Source organism: Enterobacter chuandaensis, assembly GCF_039718975.1.
Classification (GTDB): Bacteria; Pseudomonadota; Gammaproteobacteria; order Enterobacterales; family Enterobacteriaceae; genus Enterobacter; species Enterobacter chuandaensis.
The window spans coordinates 2,812,241-2,832,852 of sequence record NZ_CP097173.1; the positions used below are offsets into that span (position 1 = coordinate 2,812,241).

Below are 20,612 nucleotides of genomic sequence, written 5' to 3' on the forward strand. Positions count from 1 at the left end.
GATCCGATCCCCTCTCCCCGATGGGGAGAGGGACAGGGTTAGGGGTTGTTTTTTTATTTCCTCGGGTAAAGCTCTTTGCGTTTGTAGGGCTCGGTTTCGCCTGGCCTACGCGTTTTCAGCAGCTTCAGTATCCACGTGTACTGTTCAGTATGCGGCCCCACCAGCAGTTCCACCTCTTCATTCATGCGACGCGCAATGGTGCGATCGTCTGCGGTCAGCAGGTCATCCATAGGCGGACGCACTTCAATACTCAGGCGATGCGTTTTACCATCATAAACCGGGAAAAGTGGGATCACGCGTGCGCGGCAGACCTTCATCAGGCGACCAATCGCGGGAAGCGTGGCTTTGTAGGTCGCAAAGAAGTCGACAAACTCGCTGTGCTCGGGCCCATGGTCCTGATCCGGCAGATAGTAGCCCCAATACCCCTGACGTACGGATTGAATAAACGGCTTTATACCATCGTTACGCGCGTGCAGGCGACCGCCAAAACGACGACGTACCGTATTCCAGACAAAATCATAGATTTTATTGCCCTGGTTATGGAACATCGCCGCCATTTTCTGCCCCTGCGATGCCATCAGCATCGCCGGGATATCCACGCCCCAGCCGTGCGGCACGAGGAAAATGACTTTCTCGTCATTGCGGCGCATCTCATCAATGATTTCCAGCCCTTTCCAGTCAACGCGGTCGATGATTTTTTCCGGCCCTTTTAGCGCCAGCTCCGCCATCATCGCCATCGCCTGTGGGGCAGTGGTATACATCGCGTCGATGATCGCCTCACGCTCGGCATCGCTTTTTTCAGGAAAACAATAATAGAGATTGATCTGCGCACGACGACGCGCGCTTTTACCTAACCGCCCGGCCAGACGGCCTATTTTGCCCAGGACGGGATCGCGCAGCGCGGCAGGCAGCATGGCGATCCCTGCGAAGGTATAAACGCCCAGCCAGGCGCCCCAGTTGCGCGGATGTCGGAAGGATTTTTCAAACTCAGGAATGTATTCAATATTATTTTTTTTTGTTTCCATGCTGGTTCCAGGGTCTGGTGACGCAAAAATTTATTCAATAGTGTAGCGAGGCAGCCGTCCACGCACAAAAGAAAAAGCCGGCGCATACTGACACCGGCTTTTTTCACAAAACAGAAGGCTTAGTTTAAGCTCAGCTGCGGTATCACCTCTTTCGCCTGCGCCAGGTAATCAGAACGATCTTTACCTGTCAGGCCTTCGGTGCGCGGCAGTTTCGCCGTCAGCGGGTTCACGGCTTGCTGGTTGATCCACACTTCATAGTGCAGGTGTGGTCCAGTAGAACGTCCGGTATTGCCGGAGAGCGCGATACGGTCGCCGCGTTTCACTTTCTGCCCCGGTTTGACCAGCAGCTTACGCAGGTGCATATAGCGGGTGGTGTAGGTGCGACCGTGACGGATAGCAACGTAATAACCCGCTGCGCCGCTGCGTTTTGCCATCACCACTTCGCCATCGCCAACCGACAGCACCGGCGTGCCCTGCGGCATCGCGAAGTCAACGCCACGGTGAGGCGCAACTCGCCCGGTAACCGGGTTCAGACGACGCGGATTGAAGTTAGAGGAAACGCGGAACTGTTTAGCCGTCGGGAAACGCAGGAAGCCTTTCGCAAGGCCTGTACCGCTGCGGTCATAGAACTTGCCGTCTTCAGCGCGAATGGCGTAGTAGTCTTTGCCCTCAGATCGCAGACGTACGCCCAGCAGTTGGCTCTGCTCGCGCTTGCCGTCCAGCATTTCGCGGGACATCAGCACGGAAAACTCGTCGCCTTTCTTCAGCTTACGGAAGTCCATCTGCCACTGCATGGCTTTGATTACCGCGCTGATTTCACCGCTGGTCAGTCCCGCATCACGGGCGCTGGAAACAAAGCTTCCACCCACGGTGCCTTTCAACACGCTGTTAACCCAGTCGCCTTTCTGCATTTCACTGGTCATTTTGAAACCGTTTGCAGTGCGGTCGTAGGTGCGGGTTTCTCGACGTGACATTTCCCAGGTCAAACGCTGGAGATCGCCATCCGCCGTTAATGTCCAGGAGAGCTGCTGCCCTATTTTCAGGTTACGCAGGTCTTTATCCGCCGCCGCCAGCTGGCTGATGTTACCCATGTCGATACCGTACTGGTTCAGCACGCTGCTCAGCGTGTCACCGGTAGAGACAACGTATTCGTGGATCCCTGCTTCGTTCTCGGTTTTATCATCCAGCTCATCCTGCGGGATGGCTTCGTCTTCCTGGGCTGACTGGTCGATTGGCTCACTGGCTTCAGGTAGCAAAGAACGGATCTCGCTCTTTTCAAGCTCAATGGTTTTAATGATAGGGGCAGAACTCGGGTGGTACACATAGGGCCGCCAGACGGCGACCGCTAAGGTGAGAACTGTAAGCGACCCCAGCATAACGCGGTGGGGTCGAGGCAGATTGTTAAATGCCAGGGCGACAGAGCGGGCTATCTGTTGCACGTATTCACTTCCTCGTTAATCTCCTTTCAGGCAGCTCGCATACTGGTTCGCCAGTTGGCTGAGGAACTGCGAATAGCTCGCTTTGCTCAACTGGATATTCGTACCTAGCGGGTCAAGGGTTCCCATGCGCACGGATGTTCCCCTGGCCACGGCTTCTACGACCGCTGGCCTGAACTGTGGCTCAGCAAAAACGCATGTCGCTTTCTGCTCAACCAACTGTGTTCTGATTTCATGTAAACGCTGCGCACCAGGTTGAATTTCAGGGTTGACGGTAAAATACCCAAGCGGGGTCAGACCGTAGTGTTTTTCGTAATAGCCGTAGGCGTCATGAAAAACGAAATACCCTTTTCCTTTCAACGGTGCGAGCTCATTACCTACCTGCTTATCGGTTGCGGCTAATTGTGCCTCAAAATCCTTCAGGTTGGCGTCTAGTTTGGCTCGACTTTGCGGCATAAGTTCCACTAATTTGTCATGGATTGCAACCGCTGAAAGCCGCGCTATCTCTGGGGATAGCCAGAGATGCATGTTGTACTCGCCGTGATGGTGATCTCCATCACCTTTTTCACCCTCTGCAGCGTGATGGTCATGTTCGTCACCGTCATCATCCGCCCCTTTCATCAGCAGCGGTTTCACGCCGGGAAGCCCGGCAATCGCGACCTGTTTTTCACCGGCAATCTGTTTGGCCGACTTCTGCATGAAGGCTTCCATCTCCGGACCAATCCAGACAACTAAGTCTGCGTTTTGTAAGCGTTTTACATCAGACGGGCGCAGGGAGTAGTCATGCTCTGAAGCCCCGTCCGGGAGCAGAACCTGGGTTTCTGTTACCCCGTCGGCAATCGCCGACGCGATGAATCCAAGCGGTTTAAGCGAAGCGACAACGGCAGCGTTAACATCTTGTGCGGTTGTTCCCCAAAGGGCGGTGGATAATGCTGCGAAAAGAAGCGTATTTTTATGTAACATAATGCGACTGATCATCGTAGTGAATGCGTGGAATGTGATATTATAACATTCGTTGACTTCTTCAAGCTTAAATTGACATGACGACTCTGGTTTCTCTCGACAATATTTCGGTCTCCTTTGGCCAGCGCCGCGTCCTTTCTGACGTGTCGCTGGATTTGAAGCCCGGCAAAATTTTAACGCTGCTCGGCCCAAATGGCGCAGGTAAATCCACTCTGGTACGCGTGGTGCTGGGTCTGGTCACACCGGACGAAGGTGTGATTACGCGCGAGGAAAAATTGCGGATCGGCTATGTGCCGCAAAAATTACATCTGGACGCCACCCTGCCGCTGACGGTAAGTCGTTTTCTGCGCCTGCGTCCCGGCACACGAAAAGCCGATATTCTCCCGGCACTGAAGCGCGTGCAGGCGGGTCATCTTATCGACGCGCCGTTGCAGAAACTGTCCGGCGGTGAGACGCAGCGCGTTTTGCTGGCCCGTGCGCTATTGAGCAGCCCGCAACTGCTGGTGCTGGATGAACCCACCCAGGGCGTTGACGTCAATGGTCAGGTCGCGCTTTATGATTTGATCGACCAGCTGCGCCGCGAACTGAACTGCGCCGTGCTGATGGTCTCCCATGACCTGCATCTGGTGATGGCGAAAACTGACGAAGTGCTGTGCCTTAACCATCACATTTGCTGTTCCGGTACGCCTGAAGTGGTCTCAATGCACCCGGAATTTATCTCCATGTTTGGCCCTCGTGGCGCTGAACAGTTGGGCATCTACCGTCATCATCATAATCACCGCCATGATTTGCAGGGACGAATCGTTCTGCGTCGGGGAAATGGACACTCATGATTGAACTTTTACTGCCCGGCTGGCTGGCCGGGATTATGCTTGCCTGCGCCGCGGGCCCGCTCGGCTCGTTTGTGGTGTGGCGCAGAATGTCTTACTTCGGTGATACCCTGGCGCATGCGTCGCTGCTGGGCGTGGCTTTTGGTCTGCTGCTGGACGTAAATCCCTTTTATGCGGTGATTGTGGTCACGCTGCTGCTGGCGGCCGGTCTGGTCTGGCTGGAGAAGCGCCCTCACCTCGCGATTGATACGCTGCTTGGCATCATGGCGCACAGCGCCCTGTCGCTGGGTCTGGTGGTGGTCAGCCTGATGTCAAATATCCGCGTGGATCTGATGGCCTACCTGTTCGGCGATCTGCTGGCCGTCACGCCTGAAGATCTCATCGCTATCGCTACTGGCGTGGTGGTGGTGCTGGGCATTTTACTGTGGCAATGGCGGAATTTACTGGCGATGACCGTCAGCCCGGATCTGGCCTTTGTCGACGGCGTGAAGCTGCAGCGCGTCAAGCTGCTGCTGATGCTGGTGACGGCGTTAACGATTGGTGTCGCAATGAAGTTTGTCGGCGCGCTGATTATTACATCTCTGCTGATTATCCCTGCGGCCACGGCACGTCGCTTTGCCCGTACGCCGGAGCAGATGGCGGGTATTGCCGTAATTATCGGGATGATTGCCGTAACGGGCGGGTTAACCTTCTCGGCGTTTTATGACACGTCAGCGGGGCCGTCGGTGGTGCTAAGTGCGGCGGTGCTGTTTATTTTTAGTATGATGAAGAAGACCGCACAGTAGCGGGTATGTCCCCGGTGGCGCTTCGTTTACCGGGGCTACAAAAACGTTCCGTAGGCCGGGTAAGGCGTAGCCGCCACCCGGCATTATTTACGGCATTGCTGGCGGTGTTATTCCGAAATGATTCCACGCCCGCACCGTCGCCATTCGACCACGCGGCGTGCGCTGCAGGAAGCCCTGCTGGATCAGATACGGCTCCAGCACGTCCTCAATGGTTTCGCGTTCCTCGCCGATCGCCGCCGCCAGGTTATCCAGCCCGACCGGGCCACCAAAGAACTTATCCAGCACCGCCAGCAGCAGCTTGCGGTCCATATAGTCAAAGCCCTCGGCATCGACATTCAGCATATCCAGCGCCTGCGCGGCAATCTCTGCCGAAATAGTGCCATCGTGCTTCACTTCAGCGAAGTCACGCACGCGACGCAGCAGGCGGTTGGCAATACGCGGCGTTCCGCGCGAACGCTTCGCCACTTCAAATGCACCCTCTTCGCTCATGTCCAGCCCCATGTAGCGTGCGCTGCGGCCCACGATATGCTGGAGGTCAGGCACCTGATAAAACTCCAGACGCTGAACGATACCGAAGCGATCGCGCAGTGGAGAGGTTAACGATCCGGCACGCGTCGTGGCGCCAATCAGGGTAAACGGCGGCAGATCGATTTTGATGGAGCGCGCGGCCGGGCCTTCGCCGATCATGATATCCAGCTGGTAATCTTCCATCGCCGGATAGAGCACCTCTTCCACTATGGGCGACAGGCGGTGGATTTCGTCGATAAACAGCACGTCATGCGGTTCGAGGTTGGTCAGCATCGCAGCAAGGTCGCCCGCCTTCTCCAGCACCGGGCCCGAAGTGGTACGCAGGTTGACGCCCATTTCATTGGCGACGATATTAGCCAGCGTGGTTTTACCTAACCCCGGCGGGCCAAAAATCAGCAGGTGATCGAGCGCATCGCCGCGCAGCTTTGCCGCCTGGATGAAAATCTCCATCTGGGAACGAACCTGCGGCTGGCCGATATACTCATCAAGCAGCTTCGGGCGGATCGCACGATCCACCACGTCCTCTGCCTGAAGGGTGCCTGCCGATACCAGGCGATCTGCTTCAATCATCCTTTACCTCACAATGCAGCGCGCAGCGCTTCACGAATCAGGGTTTCACTGCTGGCGTCCGGTTTGGCAATTTTACTCACCATTCGGCTGGCCTCCTGAGGTTTATAGCCCAGCGCCACCAGCGCGGCAACCGCTTCCTGCTCGGCATCATCATCGGTCGCAGGGGCGCCTGGCGAGGTCAGTACCAAATCAGCAGCCGGGGTGAACAGATCGCCATGCAGACCTTTAAAGCGGTCTTTCATTTCGACGATCAAACGTTCTGCGGTTTTTTTACCGATGCCCGGAAGCTTAACCAGCGCAGCGGGATCTTCGCGCTCAACGGCATTCACAAACTGCGGAGCGGACATGCCGGACAGAATCGCCAGCGCCAGCTTCGGCCCCACACCGTTGGTTTTAATCAGCTCGCGGAAAAGGGTGCGTTCCTGCTTGTTGTTAAAACCGTACAGCAGCTGAGCATCTTCACGCACCACAAACTGAGTAAAGACAATCGCCTCTTTTCCCGCGTCCGGCAGCTCGTAGAAGCAGGTCATCGGCATATGGACTTCATAGCCCACGCCACCCACTTCCAGCAGCACTAACGGGGGTTGTTTTTCAATGATGATGCCTCTGAGTCTGCCTATCACGTGACGCTCCTGCGTTCTGGAAGAAATTAACTGCCGACATAATAAAAAAAGGCTGGATAAACATCCAGCCTGATTTCTGATTATCGTAACCTGCCTCGCGCCAGATTGAGCCGCGACTCGCTCATTTGCATCGCGTTCTGGCTGACGTGGCAGTGGGTAATCGCAATCGCCAGCGCATCGGCGGCGTCGGCCTGCGGGTTCGCGGGAAGCTTCAGCAGGGTGCGCACCATGTGCTGCACCTGGCTTTTCTCCGCGCTACCAATGCCCACCACCGTCTGTTTAACCTGACGTGCCGCGTATTCGAATACCGGCAGATCCTGGTTCACAGCGGCAACAATCGCCACGCCGCGCGCCTGACCGAGCTTCAGCGCCGAGTCCGCGTTCTTCGCCATAAAGACCTGCTCGATAGCGAAATAGTCCGGCTGGAACTGAGTGATAATCTCCGACACGCCCGCATAAATCAGCTTCAGGCGCGACGGCAGATCGTCAACTTTGGTGCGAATGCATCCACTGCCGAGGTAGGTTAGCTGGCGCCCAACCTGACGGATAACGCCATAGCCGGTGACGCGTGAGCCGGGGTCAATCCCGAGGATAATCGACATCACGCGTCTCCCGTAAACGGTTTACAGGCTCTCATCAGAGAGTCGCTGCAACCTCATCAGAGATTTCACCGTTGTGATACACTTCCTGCACGTCGTCGCAGTCTTCGAGCATGTCGATCAGACGCAGCAGTTTTGGTGCCGTTTCTGCATCCATGTCCGCTTTGGTGGACGGGATCATGGAGACTTCAGCGTTATCCGCTTTCAGGCCCGCCGCTTCCAGCGCATCGCGCACGGCACCCATCTCTTCCCAGGCGGTATAAACGTCGATAGCGCCGTCGTCGAAGGTCACTACGTCTTCCGCACCGGCTTCCAGCGCCGCTTCCATGATCGCATCTTCGTCGCCTTTCTCGAAGGAGATGACGCCTTTTTTGTTGAACAGGTAGGCTACGGAACCGTCAGTACCCAGGTTGCCACCGGTTTTGGTGAACGCGTGGCGCACTTCTGCAACGGTACGGTTACGGTTGTCAGACAGACACTCAACCATCACCGCAGTACCGCCAGGGCCGTAACCTTCATAAATGATGGTTTCCATGTTAGCGTCTTCGTCACCGCCCACGCCACGTGCGATCGCACGGTTCAGGGTGTCACGCGTCATGTTGTTAGACAGGGCTTTATCCACCGCCGCGCGCAGACGCGGGTTAGAAGCCGGATCGCCGCCGCCCAGACGCGCCGCTGTCACCAGCTCGCGAATGATTTTGGTAAAGATTTTACCGCGCTTGGCATCCTGTGCCGCTTTGCGGTGTTTGGTGTTGGCCCACTTACTATGACCTGCCATAAAAAGTTCTCCAAAAATCGCGCCTTTTCAGGCCGCGTTAATTACAAATTCTTCAATCGCCTGCCGGTTGCTCCACGACTTGGTCAGCGCGGCGGCATCCGCCGCGTTCACCCAGCGGTAGGTCAGGTGTTCAGTGAACACGATCTCCCGTTCGTGGGGGAGCGCGAGACAGAACCAGTATTCCGTATTGCGCTCAATACCCGGCGCATAGCGATGACGTAAATGGCTAAAAATTTCGAACTCCACCGTGCGCTGACAGTCCTTCAGGGTCAGTTGCTCGCGGGCAACGTCAATGGTGACCTCTTCCTTTACTTCACGCGCGGCGGCCTGCGGCGCAGTCTCCCCCTCTTCCAGGCTGCCGGTAACCGACTGCCAGAAATCAGGGTCATCGCGCCGCTGCAACATCAGCACCCGCTTCGTGTCTTCTGCATAAATGACCACCAGAACCGAAACGGGAAGCTTGTATGCCATATCAGTTTTTCTCTTCCTTTTTCACTACTTCAATGCCCAGCTCGGCCAGAGAGGCCGGGTTGGCAAAGCTTGGCGCTTCGGTCATCAGACACGCTGCGGCAGTGGTTTTCGGGAAGGCAATCACATCACGAATATTATCGGTACCGGTCAGCAGCATGGTCAGACGGTCAAGGCCGAAGGCCAGACCCGCATGCGGAGGCGTACCGTATTCCAGGGCGTCCAGCAGGAAGCCGAACTTCTCGCGCTGCTCCTGCTCGTTAATGCCGAGAATGCCAAACACGGTCTGCTGCATTTCGCCGCTGTGAATACGCACGGAACCGCCGCCCACTTCGTAGCCGTTGATGACCATATCGTAGGCGTTTGCCACAGCATCTTCCGGCGCGGCTTTCAGCTCTGCCGCCGTCATGTCTTTTGGCGAGGTGAACGGGTGGTGCATCGCGGTCAGGCCGCCTTCACCGTCGTCTTCAAACATTGGGAAGTCGATAACCCACAGCGGCGCCCATTTGCTCTCGTCGGTCAGGTTCAGGTCTTTGCCGAGCTTCAGACGCAGCGCGCCCATTGCATCCGCAACGACTTTCTTGTTGTCTGCACCGAAGAAAATCATGTCGCCGTCCTGCGCGCCGGTGCGCTCAAGGATCGCTTCCACGATCTCGGCGTTCAGGAATTTCGCCACCGGACTGGTGATCCCTTCCAGCCCTTTCGCACGCTCGGTCACTTTAATATAGGCCAGACCTTTCGCGCCGTAGATCTTAATAAAGTTGCCGTAATCGTCAATTTGCTTACGGCTCAGGGCAGCACCGCCCGGAACACGCAGCGCCGCGACGCGACCTTTCGGATCGTTAGCCGGGCCGGCGAATACCGCAAACTCAACGCCTTTCACCAGGTCTGCTACGTCCACCAGCTCCATCGGGTTACGCAGGTCCGGTTTGTCGGAGCCGTAACGGCGCTCGGCTTCGGCGAAGGTCATGATTGGGAAATCGCCCAGCTCAACGCCTTTAATGTCGTTCCACAGGCCGCGCACCAGCGCTTCCATCACTTCACGCACCTGTTCGGCGGTCATGAAGGAGGTTTCCACGTCGATCTGGGTAAATTCAGGCTGGCGGTCAGCGCGCAGGTCTTCGTCGCGGAAGCATTTTACGATCTGATAGTAGCGATCGAAGCCGGACATCATCAGCAGCTGTTTGAACAGCTGTGGAGACTGCGGCAGCGCGTAGAACTTGCCTTTATGAACGCGGGACGGGACCAGGTAGTCGCGTGCGCCTTCCGGCGTGGCTTTGGTCAGCATCGGGGTTTCGATATCGAGGAAACCGTGGTCATCCATAAAGCGACGCACCAGGCTGGTGATTTTCGCACGGGTTTTCAGGCGCTGGGCCATTTCCGGACGACGCAGATCCAGGTAGCGGTATTTCAGACGCGCTTCTTCAGTGTTGACGTGGTTGGAGTCCAGCGGCAGCGCTTCAGCACGGTTGATGATCACCAGATCGGAGGCCAGCACTTCGATAGCCCCCGTCGCCATGTCGGCGTTAACGTTTTTCTCGTCACGCGCGCGCACGGTGCCGGTGACCTGAATGCAGAACTCATTACGCAGCTCAGAGGCCAGCTTCAGCGCTTCTGCGCGATCCGGGTCGAAGAACACCTGAACGATACCTTCACGGTCGCGCATATCGATGAAGATAAGGCTACCAAGATCACGACGACGGTTGACCCAACCACACAGGGTGACCTGCTGTCCGACGTGGGACTGACGCAGCTGCCCGCAATATTCTGTACGCATGAGATATCCCTTAATTAGCCGCAGGCTAAATGTCGCCTGGTATGCAGGCTACTATGTCGCAGCTTTCTGTATGTCACAACTGGATGAAAAAAGGCGGCTATTATACTGGAAATTCCGCCGGACGATAAGAGCGAACCACCGCCAGACGGTCGTTTGCTGCACTCTTATTGCGCATTCTCACAAAAATTAACAAAATTATCCGACCGATAACAGGCCATCACGTCGTAAGGTGTTACGGAAGTGATTAATTTACCTGGAGTGACGATGTTAACACTTGATGCCCGCAAAACCGCGCTTGTGGTGATTGATTTACAGGAAGGGATCCTGCCCTTCGCCGGTGGCCCACACGCTGCGGATGATGTTGTCAGCCGCGCCGCTCGCCTGGCCGAGAAGTGCCGCGCCAGCGGTGCCACTGTGGTCATGGTGCGCGTCGGCTGGTCCGCTGATTTCGCCGAAGCGTTAAAACAGCCCGTTGACGCCCAGGCTCCCGCGCATGCTCTGCCGGAAAACTGGTGGACGTACCCGGTATCGCTCGGCAAGCGTGACGGCGACATCGAAGTGACCAAACGCCAGTGGGGCGCGTTCTACGGGACCGACCTTGAACTGCAGCTTCGCCGCCGCGGTATCGACACCCTTATTCTGTGCGGCATTTCCACCAACATCGGCGTGGAATCCACCGCCCGTAACGCCTGGGAGCTGGGCTTTAACCTGGTGATTGCGGAAGATGCGTGCAGCGCAGCCTCTGCGGATCAGCACCAGGGCAGCATGACCCACATCTTCCCGCGCATCGGACGCGTGCGCAGCACGGATGAGATTTTAAGCGCGCTATGATGTACGTGGGCCTGCCCCAGTGGTCGCACCCAAAATGGGTGCGCCTGGGCATTACCAGCCTTGAAGAGTATGCCCGACACTTCAATTGCGTCGAGGGTAACACCACGCTGTATGCGCTGCCCAAAGCCGAGATTGTCGAGCGCTGGCGGGAGCAAACAACGGACGATTTCCGTTTCTGCTTTAAATTCCCGGCGACCATTTCCCACCAGGCCGCGCTGCGCAACTGCGGTGACTTAACCGAAGAGTTTTTTACGCGCATGTCGCCGCTGGCGAACCGCATTGGTCAGTACTGGCTCCAGCTTCCCGCCACGTTTGGTCCGCGCGATCTGCCCGCACTGTGGCAGTTCCTCGATGCCCTGCCCCGCGATTTCACCTACGGCGTGGAAGTCCGACACCAGGACTTCTTCGCGAAGGGCGAAGCCGAAAAAGCGCTCAACCGCGGCCTGATCGATCGTTGCGTTAACCGTGTGATCCTCGACAGCCGTCCGGTACACAGCGCGGTACCCCATAACGAAGCCATCGTTGATGCGCAGCGTAAAAAACCGAAAGTGCCTGTCCACGCCATTGTGACCGCACAAAACCCGATGGTCAGATTCATCGGCAGCGATAACATGCAGCAAAATCAGGCGATGTTCGCCGTCTGGCTGCAAACATTAGCGAAGTGGGAACACGCCACCACGCCGTACCTCTTTTTGCATACGCCGGATATTGCGCAGGCGCCCGAACTGGTCGATGCTCTCTGGCAAGCCTTGCAGGCCGCGGTTCCGTCCGTGGGGAGCGCCCCTTCCATCCCACAACAATCTTCTCTTTTCTGATATCACCCCCTATCATAGTGAAGTGCCATCTGCCAAAAACAGGGAGTTAGTATGGTCAGCGCGCTGTATGCGGTGTTAGGTGCATTACTGCTGATTAAATTTTCATTTGATGTTGTGCGCCTCAGGATGCAGTACCGCGTCTCTTACGGCGACGGCGGTTTCTCCGAACTGCAAAGCGCTATCCGCATTCACGGTAATGCGGTTGAGTACATTCCCGTGGCCCTCATCCTGCTGCTGTTTATGGAGATGAATGGCGCGGAAACCTGGATGGTGCATATTTGCGGGCTACTGCTGATTGCTGGCAGGTTAATGCACTATTACGGCTTTCACCATCGCTTATTCCGCTGGCGTCGTTCCGGCATGAGCGCGACCTGGTGTGCGCTTTTGCTGATGGTGCTGGCTAACCTGTGGTATATGCCGTGGGAGTTGGTTTTCTCCCTCCATTAGCGCACAATACGCCACTTTATTTTTCCCGGATTTTTACGTTATGTCAGATCGCGACACGCTTTTTTCCGCGCCTATCGCCAGCCTGGGCGACTGGACCTTCGATGAACGGGTAGCCGAAGTCTTCCCGGATATGATCCAGCGCTCTGTTCCCGGTTATTCCAATATTATCTCCATGATCGGCATGCTGGCTGAGCGCTTCGTTCAACCCGGCACGCAGGTCTATGACCTGGGCTGCTCGCTCGGCGCGGCAACGCTGTCGGTTCGTCGTAACATTCACCACGAAGGCTGCCGGATCGTTGCCGTCGATAACTCCCCGGCCATGGTTGAACGCTGCCGTCGCCATATTGACGCGTATAAAGCGCCCGTTCCGGTGGACGTGGTGGAAGGTGATATCCGCGAGATCGAGATCAAAAACGCCTCGATGGTGGTGCTGAATTTCACCCTGCAGTTCCTGGTGCCTGAAGATCGCCAGCTGCTGCTGGACAAAATTTACCAGGGGCTGAATCCCGGCGGCGCGCTGGTGCTTTCTGAGAAATTCAGCTTTGAGGATGCCAAAGTAGGCGAACTGCTGTTCAACATGCACCACGATTTCAAACGGGCGAACGGCTACAGCGAGCTGGAGATCAGCCAGAAGCGCAGCATGCTCGAAAACGTGATGCTGACGGATTCCGTAGAAACCCACAAAGCGCGCCTGCGCAAAGCCGGATTTGAGCACAGCGAGCTGTGGTTCCAGTGCTTTAACTTTGGCTCTCTGGTGGCGCTGAAAGCGGGAGAATCCGCATGATCGAATTCAGTAATTTCTATCAGCTGATTGCCAAAAACCATCTTTCTCACTGGCTGGAAACCCTGCCAGCGCAGATTGCCGCCTGGCAGCGCGATCAGCAGCATGGGCTGTTAAAACAGTGGTCCAATGCCGTGGAGTATCTGCCGGAGCTGACGCCGCATCGTCTGGATTTACTGCACAGCGTGACGGCGGAAAGCGCAGAGCCGCTCCCTGCCGGGCAGATCAACCGCATCGAAACGCTGATGCGTAACCTGATGCCGTGGCGCAAAGGGCCGTTCTCGCTGTACGGCGTGAACATCAATACCGAGTGGCGCTCAGACTGGAAGTGGGATCGCGTACTGCCGCACCTTTCCGACCTGACCGGACGCACCATTCTGGACGTGGGCTGCGGCAGCGGTTATCACATGTGGCGCATGATTGGCGCGGGTGCACATTTGGCGGTGGGTATTGACCCGATGCAGCTCTTCCTGTGCCAGTTTGAGGCGGTGCGAAAACTGCTCGGCAACGACCAGCGCGCGCACCTGCTGCCGCTGGGCATTGAGCAGCTCCCTGCCCTGAAAGCTTTTGATACCGTATTTTCCATGGGCGTGCTGTACCACCGTCGTTCCCCGCTTGAACACCTGTGGCAGCTGAAAGATCAGCTGGTCAGCGGCGGCGAACTGGTGCTGGAAACGCTGGTGATTGAAGGCGATGAGCATGCGGTTCTGGTGCCGGGCGATCGTTACGCGCAGATGCGCAACGTTTACTTCATCCCGTCCGCACTGGCGCTGAAAAACTGGCTGGAGAAATGCGGCTTTGTGGATGTGCGCATTGCCGATGTCTGCGTGACGTCTGTCGAAGAGCAGCGCCGCACCGACTGGATGATCACCGAATCGCTGGAGCAGTTCCTCGACCCGACCGACCACAGTAAAACCGTTGAAGGCTATCCTGCACCGATGCGTGCGGTGTTGATTGCGACCAAGCCGTAGCCTTTTAGCCGGGTGGCGGCTACGCCTTACCCGGCCTACGTGTTGCACGTTTACTCCAAAATAGTTCAAGTTGCAGCAAGGCGGCAACGCAGCAAATCCCCGGGAGCTTACATCAGTAAGTGACCGGGGTGAGCGAGGCGGCCAACGCGGCTGCGGCTTGAAATATGAAGGAGAAAAAAAGGCCCCTGTGTAATTGGCAGGGGCCTGGTACAAGCAAGCATCATATTGGGCGACATGATGCGCGGTAAAAATCGGTACGTTGCTACACGTGATGACGCTCAATCAGCGACTTCATTTCCGCAACCGACTCTCCCTCTACGCCGTAGCGTGAATACTCATCCGCTTCGGCATCCGTCGACATTGACAGCCCTGTATTGCGATAACGCATGGGTGAAGGTATCCATTTACCCGCAGAGCTGTGAAGCTCTTCCACCCCGGCGTTTAAAAACCGTTCCAGATTGCTGGCACGGACTCCCGCACCCGCCATTATTATTGGAACACCGGAATGTGCTTTTAGTTCCGTAATTAATTGCAGACCTTTTTCAGCCGACGACTGCTGTCCCGACGTCAACACGCGCGCCACACCAAGTTCGGCAAGGGTATCAAACGCTTGCCGAGGATCTTTGCACATATCAAAGGCGCGGTGAAACGTGACGGCCATCCCTTTTGCGGCGTCCATGACCTGCCGCATGCGCGGCATATCGACATGTCCGTCCTCATCAAGCAGACCGGTCACCAGCCCGGGGAACCCCAGGTCGCGAACAAGGGCAATATCTTCAAGCATGGCACTGAACTCGCCCGCCGTGTAACAAAAATCGCCGCCGCGAGGACGAATGATTGGATGTACCGGAATGGTGACCGCCTGGCGGGCCAACTTCAACACGCCGTATGAGGGCGTTAACCCCCCTTCTTTCGGGGCGGCGCACAGCTCAATGCGGTCGGCTCCCTTCTGTTGCGCCGTTACGGCACATTCCACGCTGTAACAACAAATCTCCAGCAGCGCCATCTGCTTCTCCTTAAAATCAGCTTAACGCGCCATCATGGCACGCCTCTCGGTTCGGGTCTCAGCGACGAGTCACAACTCTCAGGCTTCGCTGGCAACAATCTGTTCAATGGTCCACGGATGAAATTTCACCGTAACCTGTCCATCAGTGACGGCCAGCGTCGGGTTAGGCAGACGCTCGCGCTTGCCTTTGGGGGAACTCGTCTTCACAAAAATTCCCGGCTGGCTTAACCCGTCGTCTGACAGCAGGGTCAGGGCGCGCGCGTTCAACGTCTCCGGCTCACCCGGCAGGACGATTTCGATATGCTCCCAGCCTTCGTGCGGATAGCGTTTCTCACCCGGCCACGGCAGTTCAACCACGGTGAACTGCCAGTGCGCCACGCTTACCGGTTCATGCAGTTTGAACAGGCAAATGGGACGTCCATTGATGATGTTCTCAGAGAGCAGCTCGCCGCACTGCTCAAACCCGCGACGCCAGCGCTCGGCGGTGGCATTCTGGTGACAGCGCAAAGAGATGTGATCGGCCTCAAGCGGCGCGATATCCAGACCAAGACGGGTGGCAAGTTCTGTGAACGCCTGGGTGAAGCGCGGTAAATCTGCGGAAATATCATGCAGTTCGTCAATGGATTGCCAGTTCGCCATAAGTCAGTCTCTTTTCATGTCGCAAAGCCGCTAATTTACTCTGTTGCCCTGTTTTGACCAACCGCATAATCCAGCTTTTTATGACTGCATGATTATGCACGCTTTCTTAGCCTGGATTCTGAGCAATCTTCAGGCCCCGCGATGCTGACGCAAGAGGGCATTTGCAGTATACTCCCGCCCTAAATTCTATAACTGGCGCGGGTGGCTGTGAGCCCGCATCAAAAACGTAAGGTATCCAGGTGAATATTCAGGCTCTTCTCTCCGAAAAAGTCAGTCAGGCACTGATTGCCGCAGGCGCGCCTGCGGATTGCGAACCGCAGGTTCGTCAGTCAGCAAAAGTACAGTTTGGCGACTATCAGGCTAATGGCGTGATGGCAGTGGCTAAAAAACTGGGCATGCCGCCGCGACAGCTCGCTGAGCAGGTACTGACGCATCTGGATCTCACCGGCATTGCCAGCAAAACCGAAATCGCCGGTCCGGGCTTCATCAACATCTTCCTCGAGCCTGCGTTCCTGGCAAGCCACGTTGACGCGGCGCTGAAGTCAGACCGCCTGGGCGTGTCCCAGCCGGAAGCGCAGACCGTGGTGATCGACTACTCTGCCCCGAACGTGGCGAAAGAGATGCACGTTGGTCACCTGCGCTCCACCATCATCGGTGACGCCGCGGTGCGCACCCTTGAGTTCCTCGGTCACAAGGTGATCCGCGCGAACCACGTAGGCGACTGGGGCACCCAGTTCGGCATGCTGATTGCTTACCTTGAAAAACAGCAGCAGGAAAACGCGGGCGAGATGGCGCTGGCGGATCTGGAAGGGTTCTACCGCGAAGCCAAAAAACACTACGACGAAGACGAAGCCTTTGCCGAGCGTGCACGCAGCTACGTGGTGAAGCTGCAGGGCGGCGATCAATACTTCCTCGAGATGTGGCGCAAGCTGGTTGACATCACCATGTCCCAGAACCAGCTTACCTATAACCGTCTGAACGTGACCCTGACTCGCGACGACGTGATGGGTGAGAGTCTGTATAACCCGATGCTGCCTGGCATTGTGGCGGACCTGAAAGCTAAACACCTGGCGGTAGAGAGCGAAGGCGCAACGGTAGTGTTCCTTGATGAGTACAAAAACAAGGAAGGCGAACCGATGGGCGTTATCATCCAGAAAAAGGATGGCGGCTATCTCTACACCACCACGGACATCGCGTGTGCGAAATACCGTTACGAAACCCTGCACGCCGACCGCGTGCTGTACTACATCGACTCCCGTCAGCACCAGCACCTGATGCAGGCGTGGACTATCGTGCGTAAAGCGGGTTACGTACCGGACTGCGTGCCGCTGGAACACCACATGTTCGGCATGATGCTGGGTAAAGACGGCAAGCCGTTCAAAACCCGTGCGGGCGGTACCGTGAAGCTGTCCGATCTGCTGGACGAAGCACTGGAACGCGCGCGTCGCCTGGTGGCCGAGAAGAACCCGGATATGCCAGCAGACGAACTGGAAAAACTGGCCAACGCCGTGGGTATCGGCGCGGTGAAATACGCGGATCTTTCCAAGAACCGTACCACCGACTATATCTTCGACTGGGACAACATGCTGTCGTTCGAAGGCAACACCGCGCCGTACATGCAGTACGCCTATACCCGCGTGCTCTCCGTGTTCCGTAAAGCAAACATTGATGAAAGCGTGCTGGCGAATGCGGCAGTGACCATTACGGAAGATCGCGAAGCGCAGCTCGCGGCGCGTCTGCTGCAGTTCGAAGAGACGCTGACGGTTGTCGCGCGTGACGGTACACCGCACGTAATGTGTGCATACCTGTACGATCTGGCGGGTCTGTTCTCCGGCTTCTACGAGCACTGCCCTATCCTGTCGGCAGAAAACGAATCGGTGCGCAACAGCCGCCTGAAGCTGGCACAGCTGACGGCGAAGACCCTGAAGCTGGGTCTGGATACCCTGGGTATCGAAACCGTAGAACGTATGTAATACAAAAAACCCGGCAAGCGCCGGGTTTTTTATTATCAGAAGTATTTTCGCAAATACTCTGTCAGACAGAGAATCGCCATCGCCTGTCCGTACGGCATTGAGGTCAGAGGGATCTGGCGATAAAACTCAAGATCGCTACCCATTCCCGTGCCGAACGAGGTTTGCAGTAACTCCCCTTCCGGCGAGATATTTTTCACGATGCCGCGAATCGCTTTTTCTGCCACTTCGGCATATTCCGCGCCAACGTAGCGCTTGCGCACCGCTTTCAGTATGCCGTAGGCAAACCCTGCTGTGGCAGATGCCTCCAGGTACGAGTTCGGATCGTCCAGCAGCGTATGCCACAGCCCGCTTTCGTCCTGACATTTTGCCAGCGCGGCAATCTGCGCATTCAGCACCTGCACCAGATAACGGCGCACGGCGTTGTTTTCAGGCAGATCAACCAGTTCGAGGAAGTCGGGGATCACGATGGTGAGCCAGCTGTTGCCGCGCGCCCAGCGGGCACGGGCAAAGTTATGGTTACCGTCGTAGCTCCAGCCGTGGAACCACAGCCCGGTCTCCCGGTCCATCAGGTTCTGCACGTGCAGCAGGAACTGATACACCGCCTCTTCAACATACTCCGGTTTGTTCAGCAGCTTGCCGATTTTCGCCAGCGGTAGCACCGTCATCATCAGCGTGTCGTCCCACATCTGCTGATGATTCTCTTCCGCCAGTGTGATGTGCTGCATACCGCCGTGTTCGGTGCGCGGCATCTCTTTCATCGCCCAATCCGCCCAGCTTTCCAGCCAAGGCAGCCAGGCCGGGTTTTTGGTCTCTTCGTAGCGACAGGCCAGCGTCAGGAACGGCGACATGGTATTGACGTTTTTGGTGGTGGCGCCTTCCGCAAAGCGGTCGGCAAACCAGCTGTCGATAATGTTACGCATTCCTTCGTCGCCGGTCTGGCAATAGTACTGCCAGATGCCATACAAACCGACGCCGTGCGTCCACTCCCATCCGGCCCAGCCTTTGGTGTCGATCACGCGCCCGTCGTCCAGCCGCAGCAAAAATTCGCCCGTTTTGTCGTGGATATTGACCAGGTTGTGCGTCACTTTTTGAATCAGCGATTTCAGCTCGTCCCGGGCGATAAAGCGCTCTGGCTGACGCAAAAACGGGCTATGTTTGACAGGCCAAACTTTCATCATCTTAACCTCTGTTGTATGTCGAATTCAGTACCGCGCAATCTTTGAGCGAAGGTGCAGCAGGCTTATTGCGATTCAGATAACCGATGTTGTTATTGCCCCACAGTGATTCATAAGGCATACCGGCCAGCATCTCGACGGTGGCGCGGGCGTGTGGCGTCGCTGACTCAGGCATCGGATGTCCACACTCACGCATTTTCGCAGTCTCCTCGCGCAGCGTGCTGTGGGTCTGCAAATTAAGTCTGAAGCGCAGGGAAACGAGGAAGCCGCAGAACAGCACCAGGATGGTGCCCACGCTCAGGATCATCAAAATGGTATGGCTCACTTCCGCAGGCTGCACTTTCTGACCGCTGACAAAGCCGGACATTTGCATCACGATGCCCACCAGCATCACCGCACCGGCCTGAGACGCCTTACGGGTCAGGGTCATGATGCCCGCGAAGATCCCTTCCCTGCGCTGGCCAGTGATCACTTCATCCACGTCTGCAATGTAGGTGTAGGTATTCCATGGCACGTAGTTAATACCGCCGCGGCCGAGACCGGCAATGGCAGAAACCAGCAGCAGCAGGGAATAGATATCGCTCAGTCCCGCATAATAAAGTACGGCGTAGGAAATAGAGGCCAGGCCAAAGAGCACCACCACCATGCGGTAGGAGGGCGCAGGTCCGAAGCGAATGCACAGCGGTATCATCCCGAACACGGCGAGAAACTGGAAGATTGCCATTGTGCCCAACAGGTTAGATGCCACTGATGCTTCCTGCATCAGCACAAACACCACATAGTAGGTGAATACCGCGTTAAACACATCCTGTGCGATGTAGCCGCCGAGGTACATGCCGAGATGCTGGCGGAAAATCTTGATACGCAGCGTAGAGCTTAACTCCACAAACAGACGGTTCATGCTCTGGCCCAGCGTGAGTTTCTTCTTCTCTTCTTCGGCACGTAATGCGGCTTCGGACCACGCCTCACGCGGGCGCTCCCAGGTAAAGAACCAGACAAAGGTCAGCATCAGGGCGCACAGCACGGAGAAGACCAGGCTTGCGTAAAAGAATGAGACGGCGTTGTCTTTACCGAAGTGGGTAAGCAGGATCCCCGGCAGGAAAGAGGCCAGAATCGCTGACATCTGCGCCATAGAAATACGCGCCCCGGAGAACTTGGTTTTCTGTTTGAAGTCGTCGGTCATTTCCGGCACCAGCGTCTCATAAGGCACCAGAATCATGGTGTAGACAATATCAAACACCAGATAGGTCAGCAGGTAGTACCAGAAATTCATGTCCCCCACCCACATCAACGAGTAGCTGAACACGCACGGAATACCCAGCAGGATAAAGAACTTACGGCGACCAAAGCGCTTTCCAGGCCAGGTCGTACCGAAGTTATCCGTCAAAAAGCCCATTAACGGGCTGACAACAGCATCCAGTACCCTCGCAGCGGCAAAGATGAAAGTTGCTTCAATCGGTGTGAGCCCACAGAAGGTGGTATAAAAATACAAAAGCCAGGCCGCCGTCAGGGCGGTCGTACCCGCCCCGAGAAAATCGCCTGCCCCGTAAGCAAGATAATTTGCCAGTCCAATTTTACGTGTTTTCATTGCC

Annotated in this window: 21 protein-coding genes; 8 read left to right on the forward strand and 13 right to left on the reverse strand. The window is 56.4% G+C overall.

Annotation, left to right across the window (positions count from 1 at the left end; genetic code table 11):
* Nucleotides 1–53: 53 nt before the first annotated feature.
* The 3 genes from lpxM to znuA all read right to left on the reverse strand — a co-directional run bounded on the left by lpxM (nucleotide 54) and on the right by znuA (nucleotide 3,424).
* Nucleotides 54–1,025: a lauroyl-Kdo(2)-lipid IV(A) myristoyltransferase gene (gene lpxM, locus MX657_RS13680; protein ID WP_346805982.1), complete on the reverse strand. Its 972-nt coding sequence runs from the start codon at nucleotides 1,023–1,025 to the stop codon at nucleotides 54–56.
* Nucleotides 1,026–1,144: 119 nt separating this feature from the next.
* Nucleotides 1,145–2,464 (reverse strand): murein DD-endopeptidase MepM, encoded by a 1,320-nt coding sequence (gene mepM, locus MX657_RS13685; protein ID WP_080329462.1) that lies wholly within the window; start codon nucleotides 2,462–2,464, stop codon nucleotides 1,145–1,147.
* Between the two features lie 15 nt (nucleotides 2,465–2,479).
* Nucleotides 2,480–3,424 carry a zinc ABC transporter substrate-binding protein ZnuA gene (gene znuA, locus MX657_RS13690; RefSeq protein ID WP_133300909.1) on the reverse strand — a complete coding sequence of 315 codons (945 nt, stop codon included), beginning with the start codon at nucleotides 3,422–3,424 and terminating at the stop codon, nucleotides 2,480–2,482.
* A 77-nt stretch (nucleotides 3,425–3,501) separates the two neighbouring features.
* Here znuA and znuC point away from each other — a divergent pair, with 77 nt between their 5' ends.
* Both znuC and znuB read left to right on the forward strand, forming a co-directional pair.
* Nucleotides 3,502–4,257 carry a zinc ABC transporter ATP-binding protein ZnuC gene (znuC, locus tag MX657_RS13695; protein ID WP_014884314.1) on the forward strand — a complete coding sequence of 252 codons (756 nt, stop codon included), beginning with the start codon at nucleotides 3,502–3,504 and terminating at the stop codon, nucleotides 4,255–4,257.
* Complete coding sequence (gene znuB, locus MX657_RS13700; protein WP_346805983.1) at nucleotides 4,254–5,039, forward strand: zinc ABC transporter permease subunit ZnuB; 786 nt, start codon at nucleotides 4,254–4,256, stop codon at nucleotides 5,037–5,039. The genes znuC and znuB overlap by 4 nt, the downstream gene beginning before the upstream one ends.
* A gap of 87 nt (nucleotides 5,040–5,126) precedes the next feature.
* On the opposite strand, the gene ruvB is transcribed toward znuB, so the two are convergent.
* The 6 genes from ruvB to aspS all read right to left on the reverse strand — a co-directional run bounded on the left by ruvB (nucleotide 5,127) and on the right by aspS (nucleotide 10,382).
* The gene (gene ruvB / locus MX657_RS13705) at nucleotides 5,127–6,137 is read right to left on the reverse strand and encodes a Holliday junction branch migration DNA helicase RuvB (RefSeq protein WP_061097874.1); all 1,011 of its coding nucleotides are present in this window, start codon (nucleotides 6,135–6,137) and stop codon (nucleotides 5,127–5,129) included.
* A gap of 8 nt (nucleotides 6,138–6,145) precedes the next feature.
* The gene (ruvA, locus tag MX657_RS13710; RefSeq protein WP_080329466.1) at nucleotides 6,146–6,760 is read right to left on the reverse strand and encodes a Holliday junction branch migration protein RuvA; all 615 of its coding nucleotides are present in this window, start codon (nucleotides 6,758–6,760) and stop codon (nucleotides 6,146–6,148) included.
* Nucleotides 6,761–6,840: 80 nt separating this feature from the next.
* Nucleotides 6,841–7,362, reverse strand: a complete 522-nt coding sequence (gene ruvC, locus MX657_RS13715; protein ID WP_003859749.1) for a crossover junction endodeoxyribonuclease RuvC — start codon at nucleotides 7,360–7,362, stop codon at nucleotides 6,841–6,843.
* A 34-nt stretch (nucleotides 7,363–7,396) separates the two neighbouring features.
* Entirely contained in the window at nucleotides 7,397–8,137 is a 741-nt protein-coding gene (locus MX657_RS13720; protein ID WP_119915913.1) for a YebC/PmpR family DNA-binding transcriptional regulator, read from the reverse strand.
* 27 nt (nucleotides 8,138–8,164) lie between these two features.
* A complete protein-coding gene (gene nudB / locus MX657_RS13725; RefSeq protein ID WP_080329467.1) occupies nucleotides 8,165–8,608 on the reverse strand; it encodes a dihydroneopterin triphosphate diphosphatase in 444 nt (147 codons plus the stop codon).
* Nucleotide 8,609: 1 nt separating this feature from the next.
* Complete coding sequence (gene aspS / locus MX657_RS13730) at nucleotides 8,610–10,382, reverse strand: aspartate--tRNA ligase (RefSeq protein ID WP_346805984.1); 1,773 nt, start codon at nucleotides 10,380–10,382, stop codon at nucleotides 8,610–8,612.
* Between the two features lie 264 nt (nucleotides 10,383–10,646).
* On the opposite strand from aspS, the gene MX657_RS13735 reads away from it, so the two are divergent.
* The 5 genes from MX657_RS13735 to cmoB are packed head-to-tail and all read left to right on the forward strand — an operon-like array spanning nucleotide 10,647 to nucleotide 14,227.
* The gene (locus tag MX657_RS13735) at nucleotides 10,647–11,213 is read left to right on the forward strand and encodes a hydrolase (protein ID WP_080329469.1); all 567 of its coding nucleotides are present in this window, start codon (nucleotides 10,647–10,649) and stop codon (nucleotides 11,211–11,213) included.
* Nucleotides 11,210–12,028 carry a DUF72 domain-containing protein gene (locus MX657_RS13740; protein ID WP_119915915.1) on the forward strand — a complete coding sequence of 273 codons (819 nt, stop codon included), beginning with the start codon at nucleotides 11,210–11,212 and terminating at the stop codon, nucleotides 12,026–12,028. The genes MX657_RS13735 and MX657_RS13740 overlap by 4 nt, the downstream gene beginning before the upstream one ends.
* A gap of 51 nt (nucleotides 12,029–12,079) precedes the next feature.
* Entirely contained in the window at nucleotides 12,080–12,475 is a 396-nt protein-coding gene (locus tag MX657_RS13745; protein ID WP_080329471.1) for an MAPEG family protein, read from the forward strand.
* Between the two features lie 40 nt (nucleotides 12,476–12,515).
* Nucleotides 12,516–13,259, forward strand: a complete 744-nt coding sequence (cmoA, locus tag MX657_RS13750) for a carboxy-S-adenosyl-L-methionine synthase CmoA (RefSeq protein ID WP_119915916.1) — start codon at nucleotides 12,516–12,518, stop codon at nucleotides 13,257–13,259.
* Nucleotides 13,256–14,227: a tRNA 5-methoxyuridine(34)/uridine 5-oxyacetic acid(34) synthase CmoB gene (gene cmoB / locus MX657_RS13755; protein ID WP_080329473.1), complete on the forward strand. Its 972-nt coding sequence runs from the start codon at nucleotides 13,256–13,258 to the stop codon at nucleotides 14,225–14,227. Before cmoA ends, cmoB begins: the two co-directional genes overlap by 4 nt.
* 262 nt (nucleotides 14,228–14,489) lie before the next feature.
* On the opposite strand, the gene cutC is transcribed toward cmoB, so the two are convergent.
* A complete protein-coding gene (gene cutC, locus MX657_RS13760; RefSeq protein WP_119915917.1) occupies nucleotides 14,490–15,233 on the reverse strand; it encodes a copper homeostasis protein CutC in 744 nt (247 codons plus the stop codon).
* A gap of 78 nt (nucleotides 15,234–15,311) precedes the next feature.
* Nucleotides 15,312–15,872, reverse strand: a complete 561-nt coding sequence (locus MX657_RS13765) for a VOC family protein (RefSeq protein WP_119915918.1) — start codon at nucleotides 15,870–15,872, stop codon at nucleotides 15,312–15,314.
* A gap of 239 nt (nucleotides 15,873–16,111) precedes the next feature.
* Between MX657_RS13765 and argS the strand changes: the two genes are divergently transcribed.
* On the forward strand, nucleotides 16,112–17,845 hold the full coding sequence (argS, locus tag MX657_RS13770; protein ID WP_346805985.1) for an arginine--tRNA ligase: 1,734 nt from the start codon (nucleotides 16,112–16,114) through the stop codon (nucleotides 17,843–17,845).
* Nucleotides 17,846–17,880: 35 nt separating this feature from the next.
* Here the strand turns inward: argS and MX657_RS13775 are convergent, their stop codons facing one another.
* Both MX657_RS13775 and MX657_RS13780 read right to left on the reverse strand, forming a co-directional pair.
* On the reverse strand, nucleotides 17,881–19,020 hold the full coding sequence (locus MX657_RS13775; protein ID WP_346808559.1) for a glycoside hydrolase family 88/105 protein: 1,140 nt from the start codon (nucleotides 19,018–19,020) through the stop codon (nucleotides 17,881–17,883).
* 4 nt (nucleotides 19,021–19,024) lie between these two features.
* Complete coding sequence (locus MX657_RS13780; protein WP_080329477.1) at nucleotides 19,025–20,608, reverse strand: MFS transporter; 1,584 nt, start codon at nucleotides 20,606–20,608, stop codon at nucleotides 19,025–19,027.
* Nucleotides 20,609–20,612 lie beyond the last annotated feature (4 nt).